20 protein-coding genes are annotated in these 25,926 nt (G+C 67.1%); 3 read left to right on the forward strand and 17 right to left on the reverse strand.

Annotated features, from left to right (window positions below; all coding sequences use genetic code 11):
• Window positions 1-52: 52 nt before the first annotated feature.
• On the forward strand, window positions 53-3,478 hold the full coding sequence (locus tag ACWDTI_RS04595; protein WP_449736846.1) for a DEAD/DEAH box helicase: 3,426 nt from the start codon (window positions 53-55) through the stop codon (window positions 3,476-3,478).
• A 15-nt stretch (window positions 3,479-3,493) separates the two neighbouring features.
• Here the strand turns inward: ACWDTI_RS04595 and ACWDTI_RS04600 are convergent, their stop codons facing one another.
• The 4 genes from ACWDTI_RS04600 to ACWDTI_RS04615 form a co-directional block, all read right to left on the reverse strand.
• Entirely contained in the window at window positions 3,494-4,288 is a 795-nt protein-coding gene (locus ACWDTI_RS04600; protein ID WP_449736847.1) for a hypothetical protein, read from the reverse strand.
• Window positions 4,289-4,434: 146 nt separating this feature from the next.
• Window positions 4,435-4,902: a TY-Chap domain-containing protein gene (locus ACWDTI_RS04605; protein ID WP_449736848.1), complete on the reverse strand. Its 468-nt coding sequence runs from the start codon at window positions 4,900-4,902 to the stop codon at window positions 4,435-4,437.
• An 88-nt stretch (window positions 4,903-4,990) separates the two neighbouring features.
• Complete coding sequence (locus ACWDTI_RS04610) at window positions 4,991-6,739, reverse strand: SulP family inorganic anion transporter (RefSeq protein ID WP_449736849.1); 1,749 nt, start codon at window positions 6,737-6,739, stop codon at window positions 4,991-4,993.
• Window positions 6,740-6,747: 8 nt separating this feature from the next.
• A complete protein-coding gene (locus ACWDTI_RS04615) occupies window positions 6,748-7,065 on the reverse strand; it encodes a hypothetical protein (protein WP_449736850.1) in 318 nt (105 codons plus the stop codon).
• A 638-nt stretch (window positions 7,066-7,703) separates the two neighbouring features.
• On the opposite strand from ACWDTI_RS04615, the gene ACWDTI_RS04620 reads away from it, so the two are divergent.
• Entirely contained in the window at window positions 7,704-8,108 is a 405-nt protein-coding gene (locus ACWDTI_RS04620) for a hypothetical protein (RefSeq protein WP_449736851.1), read from the forward strand.
• Here the strand turns inward: ACWDTI_RS04620 and ACWDTI_RS04625 are convergent.
• The 10 genes from ACWDTI_RS04625 to ACWDTI_RS04670 all read right to left on the reverse strand — a co-directional run bounded on the left by ACWDTI_RS04625 (window position 8,092) and on the right by ACWDTI_RS04670 (window position 21,736).
• On the reverse strand, window positions 8,092-8,928 hold the full coding sequence (locus ACWDTI_RS04625) for a DUF1295 domain-containing protein (protein WP_449736852.1): 837 nt from the start codon (window positions 8,926-8,928) through the stop codon (window positions 8,092-8,094). The genes ACWDTI_RS04620 and ACWDTI_RS04625 overlap by 17 nt on opposite strands.
• A gap of 30 nt (window positions 8,929-8,958) precedes the next feature.
• Window positions 8,959-10,257 carry a TY-Chap domain-containing protein gene (locus ACWDTI_RS04630; protein ID WP_449736853.1) on the reverse strand — a complete coding sequence of 433 codons (1,299 nt, stop codon included), beginning with the start codon at window positions 10,255-10,257 and terminating at the stop codon, window positions 8,959-8,961.
• Window positions 10,258-10,806: 549 nt separating this feature from the next.
• Window positions 10,807-12,465 (reverse strand): DUF222 domain-containing protein, encoded by a 1,659-nt coding sequence (locus ACWDTI_RS04635; protein ID WP_449736854.1) that lies wholly within the window; start codon window positions 12,463-12,465, stop codon window positions 10,807-10,809.
• Window positions 12,466-12,852: 387 nt separating this feature from the next.
• A complete protein-coding gene (locus ACWDTI_RS04640; protein ID WP_449736855.1) occupies window positions 12,853-13,539 on the reverse strand; it encodes a GNAT family N-acetyltransferase in 687 nt (228 codons plus the stop codon).
• A 32-nt stretch (window positions 13,540-13,571) separates the two neighbouring features.
• Window positions 13,572-14,297, reverse strand: coding sequence for a copper chaperone (locus ACWDTI_RS04645; RefSeq protein ID WP_449736962.1), 726 nt, complete (start codon window positions 14,295-14,297; stop codon window positions 13,572-13,574).
• Window positions 14,298-14,349: 52 nt separating this feature from the next.
• Window positions 14,350-16,461, reverse strand: coding sequence for a DUF7868 domain-containing protein (locus ACWDTI_RS04650; RefSeq protein WP_449736856.1), 2,112 nt, complete (start codon window positions 16,459-16,461; stop codon window positions 14,350-14,352).
• A 12-nt stretch (window positions 16,462-16,473) separates the two neighbouring features.
• Window positions 16,474-17,613 carry a hypothetical protein gene (locus tag ACWDTI_RS04655; protein ID WP_449736857.1) on the reverse strand — a complete coding sequence of 380 codons (1,140 nt, stop codon included), beginning with the start codon at window positions 17,611-17,613 and terminating at the stop codon, window positions 16,474-16,476.
• A complete protein-coding gene (locus ACWDTI_RS04660; protein ID WP_449736858.1) occupies window positions 17,610-18,038 on the reverse strand; it encodes a hypothetical protein in 429 nt (142 codons plus the stop codon). Before ACWDTI_RS04660 ends, ACWDTI_RS04655 begins: the two co-directional genes overlap by 4 nt.
• 27 nt (window positions 18,039-18,065) lie before the next feature.
• Window positions 18,066-19,307, reverse strand: coding sequence for a hypothetical protein (locus ACWDTI_RS04665; RefSeq protein ID WP_449736859.1), 1,242 nt, complete (start codon window positions 19,305-19,307; stop codon window positions 18,066-18,068).
• Complete coding sequence (locus ACWDTI_RS04670) at window positions 19,304-21,736, reverse strand: hypothetical protein (protein WP_449736860.1); 2,433 nt, start codon at window positions 21,734-21,736, stop codon at window positions 19,304-19,306. The genes ACWDTI_RS04665 and ACWDTI_RS04670 overlap by 4 nt, the downstream gene beginning before the upstream one ends.
• A 286-nt stretch (window positions 21,737-22,022) precedes the next feature.
• Here ACWDTI_RS04670 and ACWDTI_RS04675 point away from each other — a divergent pair, with 286 nt between their 5' ends.
• Entirely contained in the window at window positions 22,023-22,703 is a 681-nt protein-coding gene (locus tag ACWDTI_RS04675; RefSeq protein WP_449736861.1) for an AfsR/SARP family transcriptional regulator, read from the forward strand.
• Window positions 22,704-22,706: 3 nt separating this feature from the next.
• On the opposite strand, the gene ACWDTI_RS04680 is transcribed toward ACWDTI_RS04675, so the two are convergent.
• The 3 genes from ACWDTI_RS04680 to ACWDTI_RS04690 all read right to left on the reverse strand — a co-directional run bounded on the left by ACWDTI_RS04680 (window position 22,707) and on the right by ACWDTI_RS04690 (window position 25,861).
• A complete protein-coding gene (locus ACWDTI_RS04680) occupies window positions 22,707-23,321 on the reverse strand; it encodes a GyrI-like domain-containing protein (RefSeq protein ID WP_449736862.1) in 615 nt (204 codons plus the stop codon).
• Entirely contained in the window at window positions 23,318-24,937 is a 1,620-nt protein-coding gene (locus ACWDTI_RS04685) for a DUF3556 domain-containing protein (protein WP_449736863.1), read from the reverse strand. Before ACWDTI_RS04685 ends, ACWDTI_RS04680 begins: the two co-directional genes overlap by 4 nt.
• Before the next feature lie 69 nt (window positions 24,938-25,006).
• Window positions 25,007-25,861 carry a hypothetical protein gene (locus ACWDTI_RS04690; RefSeq protein ID WP_449736864.1) on the reverse strand — a complete coding sequence of 285 codons (855 nt, stop codon included), beginning with the start codon at window positions 25,859-25,861 and terminating at the stop codon, window positions 25,007-25,009.
• Between the last annotated feature and the right edge of the window lie 65 nt (window positions 25,862-25,926).

Raw genomic sequence — 25,926 nt, forward strand, 5'->3', positions numbered from 1 at the left:
TAAGTCAGCGCGTCCCGTGCCCACGTCGGACTCGCCTCCTAGCCTGGGACCCATGCCGGATTACGCCCCGCTTGTCCTCGACGACGACGAGCTCATCGCCGTCTTCGGTCGCGCCACGGTAGAACGTGGGTCGGCGTATGCGGCCGCGGGAATGATCTACGCGGTCGCGTGGTCGGCCAACGGGCTGACGCTGAACGGGACCAGCCATGGGTCGGGTGGCGCCAGGTACACGGTGGCAGCCACATTCTCGGCGCAGGGCCGCGAGCGCTATCTCATGCAGACGCGCTGCACCTGTCCTGTCGGTGCGGATTGCAAGCACGGTGTGGCGCTGCTCTTGACCGAGGGCGAGCTGTACACGGACGACTACGACTACGACTACGACGAAGACGACTATGACGACGACCCGGAATACAGCCGCTCGCTCGAAGCCCTCGGCCGGAGCGTGGTCGCGCAGATGCCCGCCCAATGGCGGACCGCGCTGCGCGGGCTGATCCGGGAGGAGCCGCCGGGATCGCGGGCACCGATCGGCATCCAGTTCCTGACGCCGCCCAGCTCTCGCTACATGCCCAGCCCGGGCCTGAGCATGCGACTGGTCACCCCGGGCAAACGCGACAACTGGATACGTACCGGCATCAGCTGGAGCGCGGTGGAGCAGTCGATGTACATGGACAGCGGGCTGTCGGCCAAGTTCGAGGCTGCCCATCTCAAGGCGATCCGGTCCATCGTGCGTTGCGCCGCGACCGCCGGTTTCGAGGGCACCCTCTCCCTGAGCAGCGTCAATGCGGACATCTGGGAGCTCCTCGTCGCGGCGCGTGATGCCGGTGTCGAGATGCTGGCCGATCCGTCCACCGGTGCCGAGACCGTCGACTTCTTCAGCGCGTCCCGCCTGGCCCTGGCGGTCGTGCGCGACGACGAGGGCGTCCGGGTCCGTCCCTATCTGCAGGTCGACGCGGATCCGTGGCATCCGACGGAGGCGGGCATCATCGGTTCACCCAATCCGCACGGTGGGTATGCGGTCTCCGACGGTGTGCTGTTGCTGGGTCCGTTCGAGACGTCCACCACGCTACGGGCGATTCAGGAGATCATGCGGATCCCGGACGGCGTGCTCGTCCCGGACTCCGACGTCGACGAGTTCGCCACCGAGATGCTGCCGACGTTGTCGGCTGCCGTGCCCGTCGACATCGTGGACAACGCGATCGCACCACCGACGGTCGATGGTCCGACACCGCTGCTCACCATCCATGCCACCGGCGAGGGGTCGCTGGTCTCCTGGAAGGTGCGTTACCTGATCAATGGGCGCCCCCGGATCTTCGGCCCCGCCGATGCCATCTCCGCGAGCAGCATCCGCGACGCCGAGGAGGAGACCCGGGCCTGGAAGGTCGCGCGACCGGCCATGGAACTCGTCGCCCGCCGCTGCGCGCGATGGCAGTCCCAGGCGACGCGGCATCTGAACCAGGCGCGCGTGCTCGGGGCCGCCCGCGACCAGGATCTGGAAGCCGCCGTCGCCTCGAGCCTGGATGCGGCCGTCACCGCGGCGAGCCTCGAACTGCTCGCCAAGACCTACACCTACTCGCCCGTGGACACCGCGGTGCTCATCGGCGAACTGGTCCCCGAACTCGGCGACGACGTGGCCGTCGAGATCATCGGCGCCATCCCCGATTACCGTCCCGCACAAGCCGACCCGCTGATCTCGATCGGCGAGGAACCGACCACCGCCGGCAACGACTGGCTCAACCTGGCGATCACCGTCGATGTCGACGGTCACCGGGTACCGCTCGGCGACATCGTCCGCGACATCGCACTCGGCGCCACCCACCTGATCCTGCCGGACGGCACCTACTTCCCGCTCGACACACCGGAACTCAAACGCCTCGCCGAACTGATCGACGAGGCCAAGGGGCTCGGCGAGGTCGAGAACGGACTCGTCCGTCGCGACACCTACAACGCCACGCTGTGGGAGGAACTGCTCAGCCTCGGCGTCGTCGACGAACAGCTCGCAGAGTGGCACGAACGTCTCACCCGGCTCGCGACCGCCACGATCCCCGCGTCCAGCGGACCGCCACCGGGCCTGCAAGCAGACCTTCGCGACTACCAGGGTACCGGCCTCGACTGGCTCCGATTCCTGTGGCAGAACAGGATCGGCGGAATCCTCGCAGACGACATGGGGCTCGGCAAGACCGTGCAGGCGCTCGCCCTCATCGCCGAAGCCGCCGCCGAGGAGCCGACGGGAATCTTCCTGGTGGTCGCACCCACCAGCGTGGTGGCCAACTGGGTGAACGAGGCGCGCAAATTCGTGCCCGACGTGCCGGCCGTCGCGGTCACCTCGACCGAGGCCAAGAGCGGCGTCAGCTTCGCCGAACGGATCGGCGACGCCACCATCGTCGTCACCTCGTACACCCTGCTGCGCCTGCAGTTCGACAAGATCAACGAATTCCGTTGGACCGGAGTCATCTTCGACGAGGCGCAGTTCGTCAAGAACCACAACAGCAAGACCCACCAGTGCGCACGGCGGCTCGGTGCGGAGGTCAAGATCGCCATCACCGGCACGCCGATGGAGAACAACCTCATGGAATTGTGGGCGCTGCTCTCGCTCACCGCACCCGGATTGTTCCCGTCGCCCAAGGTGTTCGGCGAGTACTTCCGCAAGCCCATCGAGTCCGGCCAATACCCGGAACGTCTCGCCAAGCTGCGCCAGCGTATCCGGCCGGTCATGTTGCGGCGCACCAAGGATCAAGTGGTCGCCGAGCTCCCTGCCAAGCAGGAGCAGGTCGTGGCGCTCGAGATGACCCCCAAGCACGACAAGATCTATCAGACCCGGCTCAACCGGGAGCGGCAGAAAGTGCTTGGCCTGCTGGGGGATTGGGACGAGAACCGATTCGCCATCTTCCGGTCGCTGACCATGCTCCGGCAACTCAGTCTGCACGCCGGACTCGTCGAGGAGGAACACCATTCGGTGGCCTCCGCCAAGATCGACTATCTGTCCGAACAATTGCCGGAACTCATCTCCGAAGGCCATGCCGCTCTGGTGTTCAGCCAGTTCACCGGCTTCCTCGGGCTGGTCCGGGAACGCCTCGACGAGCTCGGCATCGCCCACAGCTACCTCGACGGGTCGATGAACGCCGCGCAGCGGGCACGGGCGATCGAGGAGTTCACGAGCGGCGACACCAAGGTGTTCCTGATCAGCCTCAAGGCTGGTGGCTTCGGCCTGAACCTGACGGAGGCCGACTACTGCTTCGTCTGCGATCCCTGGTGGAATCCGGCCGCCGAGGCGCAGGCCGTCGACCGCGCCCACCGCATCGGCCAGACCCGCCCGGTCACCGTCTACCGGCTCGTCTCCGCCGGGACCATCGAAGAAAAGGTCGTCGAGCTTCAGGACAAGAAGCGCAAGCTGTTCGACGCCGTCGTCGACGACGGCGACCTGTTCGGCACCGTCATCAGCGCCGACGACGTCCGCTCGCTCCTCGGGGATTCTGATTGATCCCCGCTGCGACCGCTACTCGCTGACCGTCATCGGCTCAGCGCCGACGTGCTGGATCGGCGACTCGTCGTCGTACCACTCGAACCATGGCGCGTTGCGACGACGGTAGGCGCCCCGCAGCAGGGGCGGGTGCGGTGGGTCGGTGCGGGTGAGGTCGAGCCACTGAGCGGAATTGACGAGACGCACCACGCAAACGGCGCGATGATCGACGTCCCAGTTGGCGGCGGGTTCGGCGGACACGTCGTCGTCGAGGTTGACGGGGGACACGTTCATCGACCGGGCGGCGTCCAGCCGCTGCTGCCACACATCGCGGTGCAAAGGAGTGACCTCGATCCGGATCACGCTGCGGTCGAGACCGTCGGAACCGCCGGAGTAGAGGCGGCCCGGCACGAACTGCCGTATGGCGCCGTCTGCGGTCCGGTAACCGGTCACCCGTGACTGGGTGTGCATCTCGAGGTGGTCGACGGCGGTGAAGTCGGGTGCCGATGCGAGCGGGGTGCCGGTGATCGCATTGATGTCGTCGACCCCGACACGCACGAGGAACGGATAGCCGGCAGCGAAGTTGATGGTCGCTGCCTCCGACTGCCACAGCGGAAGGACGACGTCATCGGCATGCCAATGTTGCGGAGCGGGTCGTCGGCACGCGCCGGCCGCGATGACGTTGAGCGAACCGATGCCGGGGACCGCGATGTTGGTGGTGTCGTCGCCGGGCATGCGGAGTGTGCGGATGAACTCGATGAACAGCTCGGCGTCTTCGTGCACGTCGGGACACGCGAACGTCACGGTGTCGTGGGCTGTGGTGATCATCATGCTTGTCTCTGCTGGTCGTGCTACCGAACGGCTGCGTCGACCATGACATCGTCATCAGGTCGACTGGCGTTACACAATGGCACAGAGTGTCATGCGGCTGCCAAATTGCAGTGTCATTCGTGTGGCCGACAAGAGCGACCCGACGGTCACGTATTGCGCGGGCTCTTCGGGTCCGATGCGGGCGGGTCGATATCGATCAGCGGCTCGACCGGCATGTCGATCGTGGCGTCGGCGAGGAACGCCGGGTGGACGACGTCCCACACACCGCGCAGCGCGTGGACGCTCGAGCCGGCCAGATCGGCGCTGCGACGGACACCCACCTCGCAGATGAGGGTGCGATTACGCAGCCGCCGCCAGCCGGCCTGCTGGAGGAACTCGGACTGTTCGGCAAGACAGTCCGGGCTGGTGTGGAGGTCGGACTCGGCGATGGTCGCGCGCCGCCGCCCGGCGCCGGTCACCGAGAACCGAATCCGGCCGTGCGGGCCGGGGAACTCCGGGGATTGCGCGATGTCGAACTGGTCGCCGGGGTCGAGATGTGTCAGTCGGCGCGTCAGATCGAGCGTGAAATCCGTCCACGCCGCGGTGACGACGACGTCGAACTCGTACTCGGCCATGACCCCTCCCGTCCATCGTCGAACCAGCTCGTTCACCAGCAGGGTAAGCGAGCGGTACGACAATGTCGCGGGATCGCCGATGGGTACCTCAGCCGGGCAGGTCGTCGGGTCCGATGTCGCCGCGCAGCCGCCCGGTGATCTCGTCGATCTTCGCGCCCGTCGTGGGGGCGAAACGGGAGTCGTCGAAGCGTGGTTTGCCCTCGATCATCAGGTCGTAGCGCGAGAGCTGATCGCGTACCGGACCCTTCATCTCGGCGAACACCAGGGTGATGTCGTGGGCGAGGAGATAGTCGTCGAGCTCCACGAGTTCGTCGACGGCGGTGGCGTCGATCTCGGTGATCGGTTCGGCCGCCAGAACCACGGTGTGCAGAGTTCGTCCTGACTCGTGCGCCTCGACCACCTTGGCGCGGACGTAGTCGTCGAATATGCCGCCGTTCGCGAAGAACAGTGGCGCGTCGAACCGCAGGATCAGCACACCGGGAATGTGCTCGGCCTCGGGATGACGGGTCAGGTCGTGATAGCCGCGCACACCGGTGACGCGGCCCAGCTCGGTGCGGTACGGTCGCCAGGCCTGGTTCACGAACGCGATGAACGACAGCGCGACAGCCACCAGAATGCCTTGTAGGACACCGATCAACGCGACGCCGAGAAACGCGGCGACTGACAGCGCACCCTCGACCCGGTTCACCCGGAACAGTTCCGTGACGCCCTTGATGTCGATGAGGGAGAAGGCCGCCGAGATGACCACCGCCGCGAGTGCGGCCGAGGGCAGGTAGGCGGTCACCCCGGGCGCCACCAGGATGAACACCACGATCAATATTGCCCCGACCACCGAAGTGAGTTGTGTGCGCGCGCCCGCCTGTTCGGCCACCGGGGTGCGCGACGACGATGCCGACACGGCAAATCCGCCGAGGAATCCGGTCGCCACGTTGGCGGTGCCGATCGCCGCCATCTCCTGGCTGCCGTCGACGTTGGTGCCCGCACGAGCCGCGAACGTACGGGACAGGACGCTGGTGTCGGCGAACGCGATCAGCGCGATACCGCAGGCGGGGCCGAACAGATGCAACGCGTCGGTGACGGTGATGCCGCCGAGCGCCGGAGTGGGGAAGCCGCGAGGCATCGCCCCGGCGACGGGCAGATCGTCGGACCATCCGAACACCGCGACCACGATGATGGCCCCGACCACGGCGACGAGCACACCCGGAATTGTCTTGCGCCACAACTTGAGTCCGATGATCACCGCGAGGCATGTGACTCCGATGGCGGTGGGCAGCCACTCGATCTCCCCGTTGGCGACGGCACGCACGATCTCGACCGCCTCGGAGAGCACCGAATGTCCTTCGACGCTGAACCCGAGGAGCTTGGGCAGTTGGCCGAGCACCACGACGAGCGCGATGCCGTTCAGGTAGCCCATCCGGATGGGTTTGGACAGCAGGTCGGTCACGAACCCGAGACGCAGGAGTCCCGCGATGATGAGCACCGCGCCCACTTCGATGGCGAGCAGACCGGCGAGCGCGACGCGCTCGGTCTCGACGGCGGCCAGCGGAATGATCGCCGCGGCGATGATCGGGGCGAGTGAGGAGTCGGGTCCGAGCACCAGGATGCGTGACGGTCCCACCACGGCGTACACCAGCAGCGGCACGATCGTCGCGTAGAGACCGGTGACGGGTGGGAGGCCGGCGACCTCTGCGTAGCCCATGCCGGCGGGGATCAGCAGTGCGGTGAGGACCGCACCGGCGACCAGGTCGCCGCGCAGCCAGCTGCGGTGGTAGACGCGCAGCGTCAAGAAACCGGGGAGCCACCGGGTGATGCCGGTCTCCGCGGGAGTCGGTGTCATGGAAGAGATTATGGACGGTTCCGGCTGTCGATCGCGTCATCTTGGACGGGTGGCGCGGGTGATCCGAATTCGACGCTGCCGACGCGGCGCGCGGTGTCGTTGATGAACCCGACCTGTGCAGACAAGTTGGCCTGCATGTCCTGCAGGTACTGCCACTGCGGATCGATCGTGCCGGTCACGGTGAGATACGGGTCGTCGGCCATCATCCGCTGGTGACGCTCGTGGTCACGCAGAATCTTCGCGTAGGCGTCGAGATTCACCGCGAGTTCGGCCGGCTGGGCGACGTTGTCGAGCAGCTCGGACCAGTTCTGCCCGACCAGGGACATGCGGCGGTCGATCGCGGCATTGAGTGCGGCCCGACGTCCGAGATCGATTCGGGGCCCTCGACGGACGTGCGCAACGCCCAGATGCGGTGCATTGGTGGCCGATGGTCTGCAGCGACTGATCGACCTGGCCCGTCAGGTGGCCGGTGGCGATCACCGAACTCTGACCGACGGGTGATGCCTTGATCGTCTCGACCAGCAGCACGGCGATGCGGAGGAGCATGTAATGCGTGGAGGGGCCGGTGACCATCGCGAGCAATCGCCGACGACATGGCAACCAGGTGCTCGGTCATCGAAACGGAGTCGGTGGGCATCGGCGGGCTTTCGGTCGGTGGGCGATATGGGAGCAATGGTGCAGACCGCCATCACCGCCCGGCAGGCACCGGGCGGTGATGGTGCCGGCGTCAGATGATGCTGACGACCAGGTTCCAGATGGACACGACCAGGTTGTATACGGCGACGATCATTGTTGATTCCTTTCTGCCCCAACCACTTACGGGCTGGAGAGGTGTTCGTTGGGCGTCATCAGACTGCGACGGCGGCCCGGCGGGCGACAATGGGGAGATCTCCCCGGAACATTTCCCGGGACGGTGACCTGCGGCGACCGAGAACGAGGATCATTTGGATGGGCGATGGGCGTGATGTCGCACGACGATGACCCGCTGCGCGCCGAGCACCCCGGGCGACCTCGCCCCGAGCAGGTGCTGGTGATCGTGCTCGCCATCGCCGGCCTCGTCGCGACGCTGATGTTGTCGGCGCTACCGATGATCGCGCAGGTGGCCTTCAGTCCGGCATTCGCGATCGTGATCGGGGCCGTGAACCTCGCCGGCTACTTCACGCTGATCGTCGTCGCAGCGCAGTCTCCGCTGCGGTGGGTGACGATTCGGCGGGTTGCCGGCTGGATGGTCGGTGTGGGTGTCCTTGGTGCCGTGGTGTCGCTGACGGCGATCGAATCGGGCAGTCGGGGTACGAGTTTCCTGCTGGCGATGTCCTCGCTGATGGCCGCGGTCATCCTCCTGGCCGGAGCACTCACGTCCCGGCGATGACCTTTCGCGGCGGCCACGGAATCAGCATCGACGTGCTGCGCTGGTACTCCGCATAGGCCGGGTATTTGGATGCCGTGATCGATTCGGTGAACTTCGTGGACCCGATGAACAGCACGCTGAGCAGCACCGCACCGACGATCGTCGCGTTCAGCGCACCGCCGAAGAATCCGAGTCCCGAGGTCACCGCCGCGGTCGCCCCGATGCAGTAGATCATCCACCACTGCGCCTGCTCACAGAAGAAGTTCGGGTGCCGGCTGTACCGGAACAGGCCGGCCGTGACGAAGCCGGGATCGAGACGACACTCGGCCCGCGCCTTGGCCTGGTGAAAGTTCCACTGCTCCTGATCGGCGAGCGTCTCACCGATCAGGAACATCACGAACAGGACGGCGAACACCAGATCCCACAAGGTCAGCGACACCGGATGTTGCTTCGCCAGATACGCGGGCAGCGTGATCAGTACCAGCAGAGCGTTCTGATAGAGCACGATGAAGAACAGGTTGAACAGCTGGAACTGTCCGGTCGACATACGGCCGCGCAACACCGCCCACCGATAGTCCTCCACCCCGGAGTAGCCGCCCTTGCGGGCGAAGTTGAACGTCAGCCGCAGCCCCCAGAGCGTGACGATCACCGCCATCAGCACCAGACGGGCCGGATCGGAGCTGCCGGTGATCGCCGAGACGGCGAAGATCCACACATAGACCACGGGCAGGATCGACCAGAGCCGATCCACCCACGACGTGTCCTTCGTGATCAACGAGGCGACCCAGCAGAACACACAGCTGACGGCGGCGACGACGAGAACGACGGCCAGTGCGCTCATGCGTCGAGGGTAGACCCGCGTTGTGGCTCGTCACGCCTCTGTGTTGCCCACGGCGAGCCCGATCGCCTCCTCGAGTCGGTCCGCGAACGCCGCGAATTCCCGAGCCATTTCGTCGTGCACCTCGGCGTCGTCATCGGCACCGTCGGCGCGAAGCGTGCCGGCCGTCGACCGCCATTCGATGGCGGCGTCGCGACAGAAGCGGTGGTACTCGTGCAGCCGCGACACCCGGCCGTCGGTCAACTCCAGAATGTGGGCGGGCGTCAGCGGCTGTTCGTCGCTGTGCAGTGCCAGGATCGCCTGCAACCCCGACGGCATGCTTCGCGTGGATGTGGAATGTGCCTTCGTCGCTGGCGGATTCAGCTGTGCCCGGAACGCGGGTACGCGGCCGTCGACGAGCTCCAGCCACTCCGGCAGCACCCGGTCGAGCGTGATCGGATGAAAGACGGCGCAGTCGACGGTGCGTTGCGCGTACACGTGTGTCCGATCGGCGACGAGGGCGATCTGCGGCCATTGCCCGGAATGCTCGGCGACGAACTCGCCCAGCAGGGCCGTATCGATCGGTCCGTCCGTGAGCGGGACGGTGAGGCGAAGCCGGGCAGCCCCGTCGATCACCGCGACCCGCGACTTGTCGCCGCGCGGCGACGGCAACACGATCGACCCGTCCTCGATCGTCAGCGTGCGTCCGGTGAGGGAGCACAGGGTGGCATGGGCGAGCGCGAGTAGGTGTTCGTCGTCGGTCGGGAACATCGTCGGGATGTCATTGCCGGAGCCACTTGTTGATTCGGCCATGGGTTGCGGGGCGGTGGGTCCTGGGGTGGTGGGTTCTGGGGTGGTGGGTCCTGCGGTGGTGGCCGGTTCGGTTGCGGCAGCGGCGTCGAGATCATCGGGCAGATCGGGGACGGCGCTGAGTCGTCGGTCGGGCGCGTCAAAGCTGGGCGGCTCGACGTCGAACGGGTCCACGAATGTCGGGCCGGCGTACTCCCAGATCTCGCGCCACGTCGCCGCCACGAGGTCGAGCAAATCGTCGATGCCGCGACGCCCCGCCTCGAGGATGTACTCGTTCTTCTTCGGCAGGAAACGCCACCCGAGTTCGAGGAGCAGGCACTGGTCACCGTCGAGACCCTCGGTGATGTTGCGGTCGAGGACGGTACAGCGCACGCGCTTGGCGCTGGTGACACCGAACTCCAGCAGCGCACGGCGGGCCGGGTCGTCCGCACGCGCGACGATCAGTGGCTCTCCGAGCCTCAGCGAGGCCAGCCGCTCGGCGAGGGAGTCCGCGAACTCGGACCAGGCGGTACCGACGGCATCGTCGAAATCGTTGGTGGACATGGCAACTCCTTGTGCTGGATCGGTGCGATGTCCTGGACGCTAGGGCAGTGCGACGCCGGCTCCGGTGGACGTTCGGGGTTGTCCACAGATTTCCGCGCATGCCGAGTAAGTTGAGTGCTCCTCGAGGTTGAACCAGGCACGCCGCGGAGGCCCACCTCTCCCTGGCTGGAGGCGCCCACCGACTGCTGGCATAGCTCGCTGAGGGTCGGGGGTGCGAGGTGCTGTCGAACTGCTGACGTCGCTCGCCGAGGTGCGAGGTGCCTGCCGACTGCTGCCCTTGGTCCCTGGAGTGGGCATTGCCCGCCGACTGCCGCGATCGCTCCCTAACGTGCGAGGTGCCCGGCCATTGTTGGCATCGCTCACAGTGGTGCGAGGTGTCCGCGGATCGTTGCCCCGGTTTGTCATTTGCCACTTGTTCCCTGAGGCGGAGGTGCCCGCCGATTGCGGGCATCGCTCCCTTGGATGCGAGGTGCTCGCCGACTGTTGTCCCTGCTCCCTGAGATGCGAGGCGTTAGCCGAGCCTCGAAGGGCCCACCGCCGCAGTCGATCTCAGAACGGCGGTGGCGGGCCCTCGTGGTGGCGTTTATGGTTGCGGTTCCTCTCTGCCCGTCGGCGGGCGTGTTTGTTCGCCGTCCGAGTCCGGGTGCGGGTCGGCCGTGGTGTCGGTGGGGGCGAATCTTGTGGTGGGGCTTGGGGTCGGGCGGTGAATCGGATACGCCGGAGTCCGGGGAAGAGGTCTTCGAGGGTTTCGGCCTCGCCGGGGATGACGAGCCCTTCGGGGGTGATGGTTTCGGTGCGCAGCCGGCCGTCGTCGTCGCGCCCCATGTCATCGAGCCACTCGCCGAACGTTTTCAGCAAGTGCCAGGGCCGACATTTCGGGTTCATGTTCTCCGAAGTCGTCTGCCCACCCGCGGCCGGATCATCGTGGTCGTATTCGGCGACATGATCGCCATCGCACTGCCAGGCACTCGTCCCGCAGCCGGGTTCGCTGCAGTAGCCGTGCCGGATGCGCATGAACTCATCCAGTGCGGTGCTGGGCCGGTAGGGGTCCGACGGGATCGACCCGGGCAGCGTGAACGTGCCGTCGGGGTCCATCGGGGTGCCCGGCGGAACCAGATACGAGATGCGGGCGTCCGGACGGGTCGCCAATTCACGGACGTGGGCGTCGTCGATGACGCCGTGTCCGTCCATGAAGCCGGGGTTGTTGGCCCGACCGGTCAGGGTGGCTTCGTCGCAGACGACGTGGATGACGACCCGTGGCGCGACCGGTACCAGCGCGGTTGACGCCGCGGGACCGTCGGTGTCGGTGTCGCCCTTGGTGTCGACACCGGTGTCGGTGAGGTCGAGGGTGGGTGTGGTGACCGGGCAGTCGTCGCGGCCGCATTCGCACGCGAACTCGCTGGCGCTCAGTAACGCGAACTCGGCGTCGGAGAGTCGCTGGTTCTTGGTGCGTCCGTCGTGTTCGCACACCCGGCCGGCGACCGCCTCGATGTTCGCGTAGGCGATGCGGGCGTTCTCCGCGGACATCACCGCGGCAAGTTCGGCGGTCCCGTCGCCACGGTTGTCCACCCACACCCCACGTTTGTCCAGGGCGTCCTTGCGACGCTCCCGCACCGCGTCAGGATCATGCCGGAAGATGATCCGGTCGACCATGTCCCGCAACCGTTGCGTCGAATAGGTGCCGGCGCGCAGGCGTTGGGCGATCTCGGCATCGATCTGCGGGGCATAGGAGTGGCCGTCGATCAGGTCGGTGTCGAGAATGATCTGGCGGGCCTGGGTCGGGCTGATCACGCCGTCGCCGAGGCACTCGAACACGTCGGGCAACCGGTCACGCAACGCGATCGCCTCGGTGAGCAACCGCTCGGCCCGATACCGGGTGAGGGTCAGCACCTGCGCGATGCGAGTGGCCGCATCGGCGAACCCATCCACGACGAACCCGTCGGTGTCTTCGCGGGCGGCGACATACCGGTCATGCAAGGTGGCCGCGGACTGGTATTCCCGGTAGGCGAGATAGGACTGCCCGCGATGCAACTCACGCATCCCGGTGAGCAGAGTGTTGGTCGGCGCCTGGTCGACATCGGCGGCCTCGACCCCACCCACAAAGGTGGCCGGCAGCCCACGCCACACCGAGGGTGTGGTGGGTGAACCGGCAGAGGCGGACACGACGAGCCTTTCAGAGATGCGGGCATGACTGCAGGACAACCACATTCATCTCTGACTCGTGCGCCACCCGACGTGCCTGGTGGTGCGGCCCTTCATCTTCTCTTTCCTGCTGACAACAACCTATAACAGGGGTACGACAACAATCGTCGGCGTACGCGTGGGTCTCGGCTTCGACAAGATCAGCCCGGCGGATTGGCGCGCTCGCCTCGCCCGCGGGCTGATCCGAAGAGTCGCCACACCCCGCTGATCGAGTAAGGCCCCGAGCGTGCGAGGGTCTCGCATCGAGATCGATCAGCGAAAAGGGCTGCGACTCTTCCCAGCCCACGCTGCCGCCTGCGGCGGCCCAGGTTACTCACTTGACCATCGGGAGGGGGCTTGCCCGACTACCGGGAGGGTGCGCTCGCGGACTTCCTCAGCGCACCGCCGACCACCTCACCCCGGCGCCCTGAAGACCTGAAACATCACGGACTTGCGGTGCGCGAAACCCATTGTTTCATAGAGACGTATCGCCCCGGTGTTGGTCGCGGCGGCATGCAGGAAGGGTGTCTCACCGCGATCCCGAATACCTTGGGCGACAGCGAGAATCAGGCGGCGCGCCAACCCCTGCCCGCGGTGGTCGGGATCGGTGCAGACGGCGCTGATCTCGGTCCAGCCGGGTACGTGCAGGCGTTCGCCGGCCATCGCGATCAGCGCGCCCCCGCGTCGGACACCGAGGTAGGTGCCGAGCTCGATCGTCCGCGGTCGAAACGGCCCGGGATCGGTGCGCCGCACCAGATCGAGCATGTCGGGCACGTCGTCGAGGGTGAGCCGGACCGCCTCGACGTCCGATGCGGCGGCGATGCCATCGTCGACCATCTGCACACCCGGCATCTGCATCACCACCGACCAGGCGGCGGGCGGCGCGACATCGACCACGGGAAGGAAGAACGTTGAGCCGGGCCCGGCGAGCGCGGCGGCGTCGGCCCAATCGTCATCGGACGGATCATCTCGCAGCGCGGCCATGGGGCAGACATCCGGACGGTAGCGAACGGCATTGCCTCGGCGTTCCACGAAGTGCTCGTGCGGGCCGGTCAGTGCGGCGAACGCAGGGTTGTCGAGCGGTGAGTCGTCGGGCAGCACCTGACGACCATAGCGCTGCCGATAAAAGCCGCTCAATGGCCGTGATGCGAACCCGGCGTGACGCCGACGCCGTGGCCATCGAGGCCGAGTCCTGACGACAGCAGGACGGCCAGCACACAGAGGGCGACGGTCCACCAGAACGCGGATCGCCGATCAACGAACCGACGGCGCTCACCGAAAAGGACTGCGGTGCCGACGATCATCACCAGCAGGCCGCCCTGCACCATGACCACGGCCATCAATGCCCACGATGTCGCGATGCAGCGCCCGGCCATCCGCGAACCGTCGACCAGGCAGTCACGGTCGGCGCGCCATCCGGTGACTGCGAACGGCCGGGTCGCATAGCAGCGGACCAGGCGTCGTCGATGACCAGTGGTGGAGGCGACGACGACCGCACCGACCGCGGCCGCAGCGACCGCGACAAGTGGCCCGACCGTCATCGTCAGCACCCCGGACACCAGCATCATGACCGTGCCGACCATCACCCACGGCACGAGATAGCCTGCCAAATAGCAGATCTCGGCCCTGTATCGACGCGCCCAGAGGCTCGACACCGCGACGTCGTGGACCCGATCGATCACCAGCGGCGTCATCATCGCGAACGACATGACCATCGACCCGAACACCAACCCCGACCATGAATGAACCATGGTTCCACGCACCATCAACGACGGATCATTCACCAGCGCAGCAAGAGCGAGCAACCACCCGGCCTGCGCCACCGCCAGCGCCACCCATTCGGGGTGGTGCCAGTGCACCTGCGTCAACGGCGAGACCGTCATCGCGCCGCGCGCTCACGCATAGAAGACCTCACGCATAGAAGACACTGACCCGACCGACCTTGACGTCGCCCCGGTCGACACCGCCGCCGGAGTCGGTGATCGGGACGAATGTCACGTCTAGCTTCGCGGGGTCCCATTGCCCTGCGGTGGCGAGGGATCGGGCGATCCGCGAGATGTCGAATGTGGCCTGAAGCCCGCTGCCGCTGTGCCGATCGTCGCGACGCGACGTCTCGACGACGCCGAACATCGACACGACGCCGGCTTCTCGGTCGGGGTAGTCCGAGGGGATGCCGCCGGCCGGTACGTTGACATACACGACGACACCACTCGCGTGCACCATGGTCCCGGTGATGTTCTCCAGTCGCAGATAGACTTTCACCCCATCGGGGACGCCCGGTCCCTCGCGGAGCAGGGCGGCCGACGGTCCGGCCGGGGTGCCCAACGCGACCCGCGTGGAGGTCGGCTGCGCGGTCAGTGGGACGGCCTCCTGGCTTGCCCCGACAAGTTCGGGAGGTCGGTCGGCCGGTGGTGGCATCCGGTCGGCGGCAACGGCGATCCGCTCCAGCTCGGGCGTGAACTCGGGTGTCGGGGTCACCGGCATGTCGGAATAGCGATATCCCAGCGGGGCCTGGCGCGGGTCGAGGAGCTGCCGGGTGGTGATGGTGGTCGCCGCGGCTCCGCCGCCGAAGCGCCAGCGGGCATCGAGCCAGGCCGTGTCGGCGGGGTTCGCATTCCCCGCGCTGCTCCGCAACCATGCCTCCCACACGCGGTCGATGTTGGCGTGATGCAGCCAGAAGATCGCATCCTGGCCGGCGGTCTGGAATCGCGACATGAGGCCCGGGTTCTGGCCTCGCCCCCCGACTGCGGTGTGGACGTTCCCGTGGGGCACCCGCTCGAGCGCTCCGGACTCCGCGCCCGCCGCGCCGAAGTGCGAGCCGACGGGCGCTCGACCGCCACCGAACGACGTCGTGACACCCGGGGGCGGCAGAAAGCTCGTCTGATCGAACACCGCTTTGGTTGCGACGTCGCGATCCTCCAATCCCAGTGTGCCCGAGTTGAAATCCTTCCCCGCACTGGCTCCGGCACCACGTGCGCGACGGGCGTCGAAGAGCGGGTTCGGCGTGCCGTCCGGCAATTGCTGCGCCCGGAACGCCGGTGGGAGGAAGCGCACCTCGGGCCGCGTGTCGTCGCTGTAGTTCCAGAACGGAAGGGCCCAATCGTCGGGTCCACCGAGTCGTCGTATCTCGTCGCGGACGAGGCGCTCGAAATGGTGCAGATACGCCCGATGCCATGGAAGGAAATGCCACGTGAAATGCTCACACTGATCCCAGAGCGCGCCGGCGGGCCACGCAGCCGAAGCGATGTCCGTGCCGTGGGCTTCGGCGAGGTGTCGCCACGATCGTGGCTCCGCGAACGGCGGTACGTCACGCGCCTTCAGGGCTCCGACGGCACGGGCGTACCACAACAGGGTCGGATGCCACGTCGTGACGCTACTCAGCCGCCAGACATCCTCCCGCACGCGCACACCCGGTGTCGGGGTGGGTGTCGGAGGCGTGGGCGTGGGTGTCGGTGACGGGCTCGGTGCGGTGCCGAGCGCCGACAGTGGCGGCCACGTCTTCTCGCCGATCTTCCCGTCGCGCACCAATCCGCGGCAGGCCTGGAACATCATCGTCGCGGTTTCGGTGCCCGGGCCGAACTTGCAGTCGACCACCAACGGATCCTGGCCCTGCTGCGCGAGGCGGGCCCGCATCGTGGTGATGAAGCGGTTCGTGCCCGCGCTGCGATCGGTACAGTCGGCGGTGCCGCTGCGCTGTTGCGCCAGAAAGACATTCAGCAGCGTCTGGGCCCGACCCACCCACGGGTTGCGTGACTGCGCCACGCCGGTGCCGCGGAAGATCAGCGGCGGGTTACCGGAAACCGGTCCGCCACAGCCGGATACGGTCTCGCTCTCGGCCATCGGCGCCGCGAACGGGTCGAATTGCTGTGCCTCCGTGTGTAAGAACGTGTCGCCGACGACGGTTTCGGCGAACGGGGACTCTGCGACGAAGCCCCCGGCAACGGTTGTCTCACCCGGCGCGAATGGCGAACCCGACCACGCCGCCTGCTCGGTTGCACCTCGCCACCCATCTGCCTCCGACATCAGACACCTCCGTCATCGCCGGGCCACGGCGGGCGCGGCCTGGACCACGGTGACCGGGGTGGCGCGCTGCTTGAGTTGATGCCCCGACGCCGCCGCCCACTCGGTGATGACGCGGCGCACCTCCGACCCCAGGGGTCTCTGGCCGGGTGGCAGCGGTGGGGTGCCGCCGGGTGCGGTCGTCTGGTACAACAGCCACGCCTGTCCGCTGCTGGTCACCCAGCCGGCCTCCACCGCGCGCAACAGCAGCGACAACTCGGCGGCCATAGAGAAGAACGACGCGGCGCGGGAATGCGGTGCCAGCCGCACCCGCTCACCGATCACCTTCAACCGGTCGGCCGAACTCGTCGCCTCGGCCCGAAGATCCTGTACCACAGAGGTGTTCGAGCTCACCGTGAGCTCCGCCCACCCCATGGCCGTCACCGCCGCCAACTCCTCGCGACCGAGCACCGCGTTGATCCTCCTGGACCGCAACATGAATCGGATCTCCTCGGCGAGCCGATAGATCCGATCGTCGTCGGTGGTGTTACCGGCGACCAGGTTCCGGATGTTCTCGATGGCCCGCCACAGTTCGAACAGCAGCTCCTCGAAGAGCTGCACGAACCCACGGTTCGACGCCTCGGCCTTGTCGTAGGGGTACGGCGCATTCGTGTCGGTGCCGTGCGCGAGATCCATGCCGAACATCCGGAAGTAGGCGTTGCGGCGCACGGCTTCCGCGTCGGGGCGCAGCGCACTCGTGGACAGCCATGCCGGGAACGGATTGCTCGCGCTGAACAGCAGCGCTTCGGTCACGTCGAGCCATCGCTGGGTCGCCACCGACGGCACTCCGAGCCCCTCCCCGGTCCGGAATGCGCGGACGACACGCGCCAGAATCTGTGCCGCACGGGTGTTCTCGATGGCATACGCGTAGATCAGGTGATCCCACGCCGGCTGAGACGGCATCGGCACCGCGTTGAATGCGCCGAGCGAGATGAGACCGGAACGAGCCGGACCGGCGGGCGGTGTCGGCTGAGACCACACGTTGGCCTGATTCCAGACCTGCTCCATCCGCAACACCAGATCAAGCGGGTCGGCGGTCAACAGCATGGCCTGGGCGGTAGCCGGGGTCTGGCCGGGTACCGAGGTGGCGATCTGTTGTACGAGTTGAGGGATCATCGCGAGGTCTCCTGTTCGTACAGGCTGGGGGGCGGGACTTCGCCGATGAACCCGACCGGCCCGTCCCAGTCGGTGACGAGCTTGTTGAAGTTGAGTGTGCGACGGTCGCCGCCGAGCGCGTCTCGGATCACCCCGAGCGCCTCGGCGACACCGTCGTCGAGCTCCACCGCCGTTGTCGGCGGCGCGAACTGGCGGATCGGCGCCAGATACTCGGCGACCTCCGCCAGCCCGGTGGCCACCCCGTCCAGTCCGCCGAGGGAGCCGAGCGCACTCCACAGACGATCGGCCTGCGCCTGACTCCCGGCGTTGAGTTCCTGCAGCGAAAGCTCGATGACGGTGAGACCCTCGGTCAGCGTGGTCAGCTGATCCTCGACCCCGCTCATCCGCGCGTCGAGACTGCTCACGGTCGGTCGTTCATTGCTCACGAGGATGTCCTCCTGATCTCGGGTGGTTCACGCCGCTGCCGGCAGATCACTGAACCAACGTTCGGCACGGTCGACCCAATGGCCGCCGCGGCTGGGCTGCTCGGCTTCCCGGAGACCGGCGAGCGCCACGATCCGGATGCCCTCGGTCTGCCGCCAATGCGGCGACGTCCACAGCGCGGGTCCGGCCGCCCGCTCGAGTTCACCGAGCGCATGCGGTGAAACACGTTGTGGATCAATGGTGGTGGTCACCGGTCGGCCGCCGAGTCCGGGTACCGGGCTGTTCAGGCAGGTGGCGGCGATGCGTGCCATCCGATCCGCGGACCGCCGGAGCAGCGGCGCGGTGGATTCGTCGGCCCGACTCGACGGGTTGGCCGACAGCAGCGCCGATGCCAGTCCGTCCCAGGGGCCGTCGCCGAACACGGTGCGGCACAGTGCGACACCGAGCAGTACTCGTAGCCAGCCGACGGGATGCGGATCACCGAGGGGCCACCGCATGATGGTGCGCGGATCGGCGACGACGTCGTGCAGGGCCGCCACCGACGCATAGCCGGTGAGCACGAATGCGTAGACGTCGGCAGCGATCTCGCTGCTCCACGGCTGCCACATCGCGCGCAGCGCGGGGTCGTCGGCGAGTTCGTGTCCCAGCGCGCCGCGCAGTGAGTCGTTCCACCCGGTCAGATGCGCGACCTGATGGCCCGTCTCGTGAAACAGTGAGGTCGGACGAAATAGGTTGTGCCGCACTATCTTGATGGCTGCGACCGGGTTCACCGTGCCGGGATCCCACAGACGAATCCCGGCCCGGATGATGCTGGCTCCCAACCCTTCACCGATGTACGTCAGGACCGGCGGAACGGCGATGCCACGACTGCCCAGCGCAGCCGCGATACTCTGCTCCGCAAGCCGATCGAGGGTGGCCATGGTGTTGCGGAGTTTGGCACTGGTCCGCGAGTTGATGGCCTGCCCGAAGAAGTCCAGGGTGGTCTCGACCTGAAGATACCGTCGCCGAAATCCGTCCACCGCAGCCTGCGCGGCCGCCGTCTGATCGGGTTGTGTTCGGGCAGAACGGATGACGCCTTCGGCCGACCGGCCCAGACGCATCAGCTCGGCGACCGTCTTCGCCAGCTCGGTGCGCACCGGCACACCCACCGCTCGTTCGACCGACTCCCAGGCCTGCCGTGTGGCAAAGGATTCCGCGTCGAGGCAGCCGCGGGCCGCGCCCAGCCAATGTTGGAGCTGGCGGTCGAGGTCGTCGACGAGGGCGCCGGTCACGGTCGTTTCCGTCCCGGTACCACACGGATGGCCGCCGAGGTGCCGCCCCCGTGCGCGTTCAGGCCGGTCACTCCGATCAGCACGGTGACGCCGCACCGCGCATCCTGGGCCGCCCGGACGAACTCGTGGCCGTTGGACCTCGTCCACGCCGACAAGGCGGTGGCGACGGCGCTCCGGATCCGACGACGCAGTCGGGAGCGTTGCGCCGGCGACAGACGGTGGTGATGTCGATGATGCCGACGACGAGGCTGTGGCCCACGGCCCCTCTCGTCCTCCCACATCGACTCCGCCTCGGAATGTGCTGGGCCGGAGGACGACTGACCAGGAGCAGGTGCTGCGGGGATCTGCACTGCTCCGTCGCTGCGGCCGACGGACCGCGACGAGGCGCGCAGGGCATCGAGCAACGCCTTGAGCAGGGCGGGGCTGGCCGGGTCGGCGCTCAGGGCCGCCGCCACCTTCTGCGCGTCCGGCTCGGAGAAGTACAGCGCGATGCGTGCCTGCCCGCGGATCAGGTCGATCCGCATGCGGCGGTCACTCGGATGCGTCGATGTGCAGGCCGGGTTGTCACGGGTCGGCACCGGCGGTGTCGTCGGGGTCTGACCGAGCGGTCGCAGGCAGAAGAACCGTTGTCCTACCGCGATCCGATGCCGCGACTGCAGGAATCGGGCCGGAACGTCGACGCCGAGTCGCGGTTCACGCAACAGCGCCGTGGCTGCCGCGCGGGTGAGCGGATGCAGCCGGCTCGACGCGCCATGCGTTCCGCTCGGCCCGAGGAGACGCTCCATGCGGGCCATCGTCGGCAGGGTGGTGCCGGCGCACGCCTCGAAGATCTCCACCCGAAACCGTCCGGGCAGCGCGATCCCGTGCGCCCGCAGCGCGGCGTCGAGCGTGGTCCCGCCGAAGGTCCGGATCTCGCCGGCCTGGGCTGTGCTGAGGTCGATTTCCGGTGTGCGCGAGAACTTCTTGTAGGCGTGTGGCGAACGAGGGTGCCGGAGGACGAATGTCCCGCCGATCGACGGCGCCATCCGGAGATCGGGCCGGATCAGGCTCGCCGGGAAGTTCGCTGCCACAGCCTGTTCGAACGCCTCCGACACGGCAACCTGCATGAGGGCCTTGTCCTCCAGCACGTGGTCGGGCTGCTCGGCGAGGCGGCGGACGGTGTCCTCCACGGTCGTCGCGAGAATGCCCGGCACCGCCTCGGCTTCGAGTTCACCGGAGCCGTCGCCCTCCAGGCCGATCATCCGTAGGCCGACGTCGACGACCGCACGGGAAAGTGGTTGGGACAGCGACGGACCCACCCACTGCCCGATCGCCTTGGCGAGAAACCCGGCAAGGAAGTTGACCACCTTCGACCGCCCGACGAGTCGCAGTCCCAGTCGCAGCGCGGGCAGGATCGCCGGGATGAACTGTTCCATGGCCGGGCCGAGATCGGCACCGTCGGGAGCGGATTGGATGCGGTTGATGAACTGACCGCGGGCGGTGGCGAGTTGTTCGAGTTGGGTGTCGGCGTGCTCGTCGAGACTCTCGTCGGTGCCGAAAGACTCGTTCTGTTCCAGGGTTTCGGGCACCAGGATCGATTCGGCCAAGGCCGCGTCGAAGGATTCGGCGAGGCTTTCGGGGTCGAGCACGTGCACCGGTGATGATGCGAAATCCTCGGCCAGGGCCTCTTCGGCCGCCTCGTCCTCGAGTTCGTCGAACGATTCCGACTCCGCCTCTCCGATCCCGATCTTCTTCGCGAGGTCGCGCGCCGGTTGCTGCAGCGCGGCGGGAAGCCGACCGATCGCCGCGCCGAGTACGCGCTTGAGCAATGGCTTGATGAGCGCCTTGAGTTTGTTGAGGATCCCGCCGAGGAACGGGATCTTGCCGATGACGTTCTTCGCCACGCGTGCCGCACTCCTGGCGACCGACTTGACCTTGTTGATCAGTCCACCGAGGAACTGCTCGCCCGCGGGGGAGACCGACGCGGGCCCCGGATCGAAGCTCGCCAACGCCTCGTCGAGTTGGGCCTCGGTCGCGGTGGCGGGGTCGACGGCGGCCAGATGGTCGGCGAACCGCTCCACACAGCGTTCGGCTTCGGCCTGGATCGGCCCGAGGTGTGCCTCGGCGAGCCGTTCGCGTTGATCGCCGAACGTCTCGGACTGGGGACCGCGCAGATCGACCGATGACGCCTCGGATGTCTCGGCGACCAGCTCGGCCAGCGCCTCGTCGAAGGACTCGTCGCGCAGCTCGTCGAAGGTTTCGAGGAACTGTTCGGTGAGTTCGTCCTCACGGCCGAGGCCGACGGATGCGCCGTCGGAGAAAGGGGACGGCCCCTCGGTCCAGGGCAGCAGACCGACCATTGCCGGGCCGGCCTGCTCGGTGAGGGGCTCCCGTTCGGCGAACGGGGTCTCGGGCTGCGCCAACAGGATCGACGCCTGATCGTCGGGCATCTCGCTTCTCCGTTCGTGCGGGACAACTCACCACCGACGATTCTCCGCAGCAGCCGACTCCCGCGCGTACCGCGCGCTGTCGCGGTTGGGTGCCCGGGGTGCGTCGCGGGTCGTCGCCGGCGCGTGCGGCGCAGCGTCGGTCTGGCGTCGCGTCCGCGTGCCGTCACCGTCGTCGGTCGGCCGTTTGCCCGACCATCTCATTGCTCCGTGATCACGGCTGCGGGATACTCGACTACGTCCACGTGGAGAACCGAAGCCAGCCCATCGGGGGGCGAAGGGGGACGCGATGACGGTGTCGTCGTGCGTCCAGCACCGGGTGAATGTGCTCGGCCGATTGTCGGTTATGCCGGAAACACATCTGAGTACCGCAGCGCGTCGGGTGCTCGCCTACCTCGGCGTCCACGGACCGGTGGTGCAGCGGGCGCTGATGTCGATGCAGTTGTGGCCGGCGATGACCGAATCGCATGCCCGGGCCAACCTGCGGCGAGCCATCTGGCAGACCCCGAACGACTCGATCCTCTCGACGTCGTGGGAGGTCCGGCTGACTGCCGTTGTCGACCTTGCCGAAGCGCGGGAGATTGCCGACACCGCACTGTCCGGTACCCCACTCGACGTCCGACAGGTCGACCTCCTGAGCCGCGACCTGCTGCCCGGGTGGTACGAGGACTGGCTGACCGATGAACAGGACGCCTTCCATCTCGCGCGCATCCAGGGACTCGAGCAAGCGTGCCGGACCGCGACACACCTGCGCCAGTACGGTCTCGCGACGCGCGCCGGTTTGGCGGCGGTGTGCGCCGAACCGCTGCGGCAGTCGGCGGTCATCGCGCTCATCCGGGCGCACCTGGACGAGGGCAACAGCTACGAGGCGGTCCGCCGCTATCAGCATTACCGCGACCTGCTGGCCGAGGAGCTCGGCGTCGAGCCCGGTGCCGAGGTCACCGACTTGATGGCCGGGTTGGTGCCGTAACGGTCAGATGCCCGAAACAGGCTGTCGCAGTATCGTCTTCAACTTCGCCGGCTCGACGCGCCGTGCGTCGCTCAGATAGATCTCGTGATGTTTGCCGGTCATCCGGAGTCCCTGCTGCGGGATGAACTCGGTGTGCATCCGTTCGAGGATCGGCGTCTCGTCATCGTAGGACCCGATGTGCAGGGTCTGGACGCAGCGCCCTTCGGCGAGGGTGGCCAGTCGGACCTTGTCGAGGGCGGCGGGCCGGTTCTTGGCGGCCACTGCTGTCACCGCTGCGGCGACCATCTCCGGGGTGATCCAGTCCGGTGTCATGATCATCGCGGTCCAATCCCACTGGGATTTGTCCCGTTTGGTGGTGAACGTGGACATGTCATCGGCCCACCACAGAGCCTCTAGCGGCATGACGGTGTAGTCCCGGTCGAGATCGCGTTTGCTGGCGAACTTGAGTTTGTACGCAACGGGATACAGCGTGGTGATCGCGTCGGCGTACTCGGCGGAGGTGTTCGGATCACCGTGCCCGTCGATCATCAGGTACTGCAGCGGCGGCACGTCGACGATGCGGAACTCGTTGTGCTTGGCCCGGTAGGAGTCGAGGGTCTTCTTGAAGTCGGTCTTCACGGCCGGTCGCTCCCGGTGTCGCGCTGCTCGCTCGCCACGTGGGTGGCCCGCCACGTCACCGTCACCGGCACCTGGTCATCCCACGGCTGCCGCGTCACCAGGTCGGCCACCCGCACGAACCCACGCTCGAACTCACCGGTCGCCGGGTCGACGAGCCGGTACTGCTGGGTCTGCCGATGGATCGGCTGACCGTCGAGCAGTACGACGCGCACCTCGCCCGGCTCGAACCGACATCGCTTCTGCAATGCGGCGATCAGTTGCTCGTTGGACAGATGCCCGTCGCCGAAGTTCCAGCCCATCGCGGTGGAGCAGATGCGTTCGCCGTCGGTCAGCATGTACTGAGACTCATCGGCATCCGCCAGCGCCCGATGCACGAGGGTGAACAAGGCCCGTCCGTGAGAGTTGAACGCGCGGAACGCATATCCCATGTAGAGCATGATCTGCGCCGCCTCGGGTGAGCTGTAGTACCGCTCGATCTGCGAGGCCGGCATGGCGGCGATCGCGACGATGTCGCGCTCGATCTTCGCCGACGCCGACGGCTTCAGACACCACAGTGTCGTATCCCAGTTTCCGGCGTAGTAGCGCATGCCGGGCAAGAACGACACCTTGCGCGGGTTGAGGTTTCCCACGATGACGGTCGCCGCCGATGCGGCGAACAGCAGTAGCGGCCAGGGAGATTGGAGATCGCCGAGACCGATCTGGGCATGCCCGACGAAGATCGCCAGCACACCGAACATCATGAAGACGTTCCACTCCAACGGAACTCCCATCGGGATCGACGAGAGGATGCCGAAGTGGAAGATCAGCATGATCGTCGCGGCGATCGCGGTGACCCAGCCACCATGCGAGAAGAACAGCACGATCGGCACCAAACCCTCCACGGCAGTGGAGAAGTGCGCGATCCATCGCGCCCGCCACCCCGGACGCAGGTCTTCGGGAAAGTCCTCGAAGAACTTTCGCTTGACGGCCGGGGTCCGGAAGATCGGATTGTTCGACATCATCGTCGCGATGACGAACGGGAAGTGCTTGTTCAGCTTCGAGGTGGCGGCGCCCAACCAGATGCACAGGAAGATCAGCTTGGCGCCGACGGTGGTGTCCAGCGACGGAATCGCACCGGTCCCCGGCGAGAACAACGCGACGAGGATCATCACCAGGAACGCTGCGTACAACACCACGTCGACGGGAGTCCGGTTGTCGCCCTTGGTGAGAGGGACGCGGCCTGGCCAGGGTGGCTGCCGAATCGTGTTGGGCCGCAGCCAGTACAGGATCGACCCGAACGGCGGATAGAACCGATTGTTCAGCGGACCGAACCCGCACCCGAGGCCGACCACCTCGATCAGCATCGTGTACAGCACGACCTTCTCGAACACGATCGGCTCGTTGTACCAGGCGGTGACGTCGAAGAAGCCGTCGATGCCCGGCGTGGAGACGACGATCGCCCAGCCCACGACGATGTACGCGAGGATCTTCAGCACGTAGAACAGGTGCAGTGCGACCGGCGTGCCGAAGCCGACTTCCGCCCAGTGCCGGGCCATGGGTTTGATCTTCTCGGCTCGGGTGCCCTGGCTCCAGGTCGCGAAGTCGACGGTCGGGGTGGTCTGTTTCAGGAACGGCACCACTCGGACGCTAGCAAAGCAAGTGCTTGGTTGGCGAGCATTCGCGGAGGGCCTCAGCCCTCCGGGAAGTCAGCGGGTGACGGTCGCGCCCGCCGAACCGCGCGAGAGCGGTACCGGCACATGGTGTCTCGAGTTTGCCCGCTCGACCACTTGGCCCGCCTGATTGAGGAATCCGGTAAACCGGGCCAAACCGGCGGCTCCCGCGGCGTTCATGTCGCCGGTGGCCGCCAGCTTCTGCGCAGCCACATCCGCCGACTCGGTCGCACCCGCCATCAACATCTCCGGTGCCTGGAACAAGACGGCCGATCCGCGGTCGATCACGTCGAGCGCGGCGGCTTGCGCGGGGGTGCGGGGGACCGCGATGTCCGGGGGGTTCGGCACGATCGGTGCGTGCAGCGCGTCGAGGACGTCGGCGCGGGTGGTGTCGAAGGACTGCTGGACCGCCACAGGTCCACGACCCGCACGAGCCGTGTCGGCGACGTCGAGCAGGCCGACGACCCCGACCTCGAGGGCATTCTGGGCGCGGGGGAGCACCAGGTTCACGTCGTTGCCGATGATTCCGGTCATCGCCGAGTTCGCCGGCTTCGTCACCGAGCGGGCGGCGATACCCGTTGCGCGGTCCGGTGATTGGCCTTGAGTCCGGGCCGCCACATAGACGCCGGGCGATTGGACGAGCGCGATCGGCACCTGGACGACGAAGTCGAGCATGTGGGGGCAGATCAACGAGCAGTACGTGAACTGGTTGGCCACGAATGCGGTGACGAGGGCGCCGGGCGGCGGCGCGGGGCGGGGGGCCGCGGGAGAGCTGGCCACCGGGCGCGGCGCGATCACCGTCGCCGGCGACGCCGACGGAGTCACCATCCCCGCGGCCACCGACGCGAACGCGACCACCGTCAGGACACGGGAACCACGGGACCAACGCATGAGGACTCCCTCGATCGAGTGCTGTCGATCCTCACAGTGTCGAATTCTGAAGCTGAAGGGAGCCT

This window comes from Gordonia sp. NPDC003424, assembly GCF_053588655.1.

Excerpts from the sequence above, each read along its gene's own strand:
- ACWDTI_RS04655 (WP_449736857.1), bottom strand. The coding sequence starts at position 17,613 with ATGATCCCTCAACTCGTACAACAGATCGCCACCTCGGTACCCGGCCAG.
- ACWDTI_RS04650 (WP_449736856.1), bottom strand. The coding sequence starts at position 16,461 with ATGTCGGAGGCAGATGGGTGGCGAGGTGCAACCGAGCAGGCGGCGTGG.
- ACWDTI_RS04595 (WP_449736846.1), top strand. The coding sequence starts at position 53 with ATGCCGGATTACGCCCCGCTTGTCCTCGACGACGACGAGCTCATCGCC.
- ACWDTI_RS04630 (WP_449736853.1), bottom strand. The coding sequence starts at position 10,257 with ATGTCCACCAACGATTTCGACGATGCCGTCGGTACCGCCTGGTCCGAG.
- ACWDTI_RS04600 (WP_449736847.1), bottom strand. The coding sequence starts at position 4,288 with ATGATGATCACCACAGCCCACGACACCGTGACGTTCGCGTGTCCCGAC.
- ACWDTI_RS04670 (WP_449736860.1), bottom strand. The coding sequence starts at position 21,736 with ATGCCCGACGATCAGGCGTCGATCCTGTTGGCGCAGCCCGAGACCCCG.
- ACWDTI_RS04610 (WP_449736849.1), bottom strand. The coding sequence starts at position 6,739 with ATGACACCGACTCCCGCGGAGACCGGCATCACCCGGTGGCTCCCCGGT.
- ACWDTI_RS04690 (WP_449736864.1), bottom strand. The coding sequence starts at position 25,861 with ATGCGTTGGTCCCGTGGTTCCCGTGTCCTGACGGTGGTCGCGTTCGCG.
- ACWDTI_RS04615 (WP_449736850.1), bottom strand. The coding sequence starts at position 7,065 with ATGTCCCTGGTCGGGCAGAACTGGTCCGAGCTGCTCGACAACGTCGCC.
- ACWDTI_RS04625 (WP_449736852.1), bottom strand. The coding sequence starts at position 8,928 with ATGAGCGCACTGGCCGTCGTTCTCGTCGTCGCCGCCGTCAGCTGTGTG.
- ACWDTI_RS04675 (WP_449736861.1), top strand. The coding sequence starts at position 22,023 with ATGACGGTGTCGTCGTGCGTCCAGCACCGGGTGAATGTGCTCGGCCGA.
- ACWDTI_RS04620 (WP_449736851.1), top strand. The coding sequence starts at position 7,704 with ATGTCGCACGACGATGACCCGCTGCGCGCCGAGCACCCCGGGCGACCT.
- ACWDTI_RS04635 (WP_449736854.1), bottom strand. The coding sequence starts at position 12,465 with ATGTGGTTGTCCTGCAGTCATGCCCGCATCTCTGAAAGGCTCGTCGTG.
- ACWDTI_RS04605 (WP_449736848.1), bottom strand. The coding sequence starts at position 4,902 with ATGGCCGAGTACGAGTTCGACGTCGTCGTCACCGCGGCGTGGACGGAT.